Annotated in this window: 3 protein-coding genes; all 3 read right to left on the reverse strand. The window is 72.5% G+C overall.

Annotated features, from left to right (window positions below; all coding sequences use genetic code 11):
- Positions 1 to 220: 220 nt before the first annotated feature.
- The 3 genes from ACIQOV_RS35500 to ACIQOV_RS35510 all read right to left on the reverse strand — a co-directional run bounded on the left by ACIQOV_RS35500 (position 221) and on the right by ACIQOV_RS35510 (position 2,502).
- Complete coding sequence (locus ACIQOV_RS35500) at positions 221 to 400, reverse strand: hypothetical protein (protein WP_359913294.1); 180 nt, start codon at positions 398 to 400, stop codon at positions 221 to 223.
- Positions 401 to 520: 120 nt separating this feature from the next.
- The gene (locus ACIQOV_RS35505; RefSeq protein WP_401054950.1) at positions 521 to 2,152 is read right to left on the reverse strand and encodes a BCCT family transporter; all 1,632 of its coding nucleotides are present in this window, start codon (positions 2,150 to 2,152) and stop codon (positions 521 to 523) included.
- 146 nt (positions 2,153 to 2,298) lie between these two features.
- A complete protein-coding gene (locus ACIQOV_RS35510; RefSeq protein ID WP_401054951.1) occupies positions 2,299 to 2,502 on the reverse strand; it encodes a hypothetical protein in 204 nt (67 codons plus the stop codon).
- Positions 2,503 to 2,903 lie beyond the last annotated feature (401 nt).

The raw sequence follows: 2,903 nt of genomic DNA on the forward strand, positions 1-2,903 counted from the left end.
CCCGGCCCGCTGGTCCCGCCCCCGGCCGGCCCCCGCGCCGAGCAGCGGGCGTAGCGGGGGACGCCGCTCTCCGGCGGCGGGGCCCGGCTCGGGCGGAAGGCGCGACGGGCTCGGGCCGGGAAGCATGGTGGCTCCGGGCCGGGGAGCGTGGTGGTTCCGGGCCGGGAGAGCAAGAAGCACCGGGTCCGGGACGGGACCGCGGTGCCGGGCGGGGCGGTTGCTACTTGCTGGCGGAGGCGCTGGCCAAGGGGCCGTGTTCGACGGTTTCCACGGTGGCGCCGACGCCCAGGGTGCCGAGGGCGATGGAGACGAGGACGGCGGTGGCGGCGAGCAGCCGGCGGTGCCGTTGGGGCAGGGGGAAGCGCGGTTCCTGATGGGGCGCCTGAGGGTTGGCGTTCATGACAGGGAGGTTTCCAGGGCGGCGTGAACGGTCGGTACGCGCGGGTGAAGTCCCGACGGGGGTTTGGCGTCGGTTGGCCGCACACGCCCCAACCGTCGCCGGCCGGGGCGTATGCGCAGGTCAGCGGCGCGTTCCGGACTCGCCGACGGCCTCCCGGACGGCGTCCCGCAGGCCGTGCGGCGGGCGGAAGCGGGAGGGCGCGGCGGCCGGGTCCTCGCGGAGCTCCTTCACCAGCGAGACGCACAGCAGCAGCATCACCACCACGAACGGCAGCGCGACCAGGATCGTCGCGTTCTGCAGCGCGGTCAGCCCGCCGGCCAGCAGCAGGGCCGCCGCGACCCCGCCCATCAGCACGCCCCAGACCACCACCAGCCAGGTCCGCGGATGCAGCGAGCCCCGGCTGGAGAGCGAGCCGAGCACCAGCGAGGCCGAGTCGGCGCTGGTGATGAAGAAGGTCATCACCAGCAGCACCGCGACCACGCTGGTCACCGAGCCGAGCGGCAGCGAGCGCAGCATCTCGAACAGGGAGGCCTCCGGGCCCTGCGGGATGGTCGCGACCAGGTCGGCCGCACCGGTGGTGACCAGCCGGATCGCGGTGCCGCCCATCACGCAGAACCAGACGACCGTCGCCCCGCTGGGCACCAGCAGCACGCCGAGCAGGAACTGCCGGACGGTGCGGCCGCGCGAGATCCGGGCGATGAAGGTGCCGACGAAGGGCGCCCAGGAGAGCCACCAGGCCCAGTAGAAGATCGTCCAGGAGCCGAGCCAGCCCTCGTCGGTGAAGGCGCCGGTCTGGGTGGACATGGCGAGCAGGTCGGAGAGGTAGCCGCCGACCGAGGACGGAATCGCGTCCAGCACGAACACGGTCGGACCGACCACGAAGACGAAGACCATGATCAGCGAGGCGAGCACGACGTTCGCCGTGGAGAGCCACTTCACGCCCTTGTGGACCCCGGAGAACGCGGAGACCACGAACGCGGCGCTCAGCGAGGCGATGATGATCAGCTGGGCGTTCTGGGTGTTGCGGACGGACGAGATGTAGCCGAGCCCGTCGGCGACCTGGAGCGCGCCGAGGCCGAGGCTGGTCGCGGAGCCGAAGACGGTGGCGAACACGGCCAGCAGGTCGATCGTCCGCCCGGCCCAGCCGTCCGCGCCGCGCTGTCCGATCAGCGGGACGAAGGCGGCGGAGATCCGGTTGCCCCGGCCCTTGCGGAAGGTGGTGTAGGCGAGGGCCAGGCCGCCGACCGCGTAGATCGCCCACGGGTGCAGGGTCCAGTGGAAGAGCGAGAACTCCAGGGCCTGCTGGGCGGCGGCCGAGCTCTGCGGCTCCACGCCGGAGCCGGGCTGCGGGGTGGCGAAGAGCTGGAGCGGCTCGCCGACGCCGTAGAACATCAGGCCGATGCCCATGCCGGCGCTGAACATCATGGCGATCCAGGCGACGGTGGAGAACTCGGGCTCGTCGTCGTCGCGGCCGAGCCGGATCCGGCCGAAGCGGCTGAACGCGAGCAGCAGGGCGACGACGAGGAAGACGTCGGCGGCCACCACGAACAGCCAGCCGAAGTTGTGCAGCACCCAGTCGAGCGCCGTGCCGGAGGTGCGGCCGAGCGAGTCCTCGGCGAAGACGCCCCACGCGACCACCGCCAGGACCAGGACGGCGCCGATGCCGAACACCGCCCGGTCGACCGGAAGGGTCGCGGCGGGTTCGTCGGGCTCCTTCGCGGGCGGGTCGGGCTGGGGCGGCTGGCTGCTCATCGGATGGACCTCTCGACATACTCGGCGCGTCCGGCTCGGACTGTCGGAACGCTCGGGATCAAGCTGTATGTCGCACTATGTCCAGTTCACTCCGCCGGTGGCGGGACGGCGCGCCGGGGGAGCGCCGGGTCGGGACCTACGTCCCGTCAGGCCGCCCGCCCCTCGCCGTAGCCGCGCCCGTGACCGTAGTCGCGCGCGGTGGCGAGGTCGTGGGAGAGCGCCCGGCTGCTGCGGGAGAGGCCCTCGATCCGCGAGTCCAGGTCGGCGAGCCTCGGGTGGGCGAGTTCTCCGATGCGCATGACCTGGCGAACGACGCCGCTCGCCGGGGTGTTCCCCCGGGGGGCGGTCATCCCTTGAGGAACTCCAGTACCACGTCACGCAGTTCGCACGTCGGCGTGGGCGGCCGGCCGGGAGATCCGGGCGAGCGGGGTGGCTGACATCGGGTGCTCCTTCGCGGGCCGGGGTTTCGCCGACAGCGGGAACGGTAGGTGTTCACACCAGTGAGAAGGTCAAGCCGGAGAGCGGGAGCCCGCCCGGGACAGCCTTCGGGTCCCGGCTCTGGTCGCGCGCACCGGCGAACCGTCCACGCCGACACGGAAGGAACGCCGTTCATGGACGACGAGGTCCGTACCCCGGACGAAGCAGCCCCGACGCAGGCCGAGGACTAAGCGTTTTCCGTGGCGAGCATCTGACGTCGCGCCAGGAGCGCCGCCCTTCGATAAAGACAGCTGCGGCTGTCTTCATCGCCGCC

The sequence above is a fragment of the Kitasatospora sp. NPDC091257 genome (assembly GCF_044757675.1).
Classification (GTDB): Bacteria; Actinomycetota; Actinomycetes; order Streptomycetales; family Streptomycetaceae; genus Kitasatospora; species Kitasatospora lactacystinica.

Bases quoted from the DNA above. Each gene is read 5' to 3' on its own strand.
- ACIQOV_RS35500 (WP_359913294.1), bottom strand. From the start codon at position 400: ATGAACGCCAACCCTCAGGCGCCCCATCAGGAACCGCGCTTCCCCCTG.
- ACIQOV_RS35505 (WP_401054950.1), bottom strand. From the start codon at position 2,152: ATGAGCAGCCAGCCGCCCCAGCCCGACCCGCCCGCGAAGGAGCCCGAC.
- ACIQOV_RS35510 (WP_401054951.1), bottom strand. From the start codon at position 2,502: ATGACCGCCCCCCGGGGGAACACCCCGGCGAGCGGCGTCGTTCGCCAG.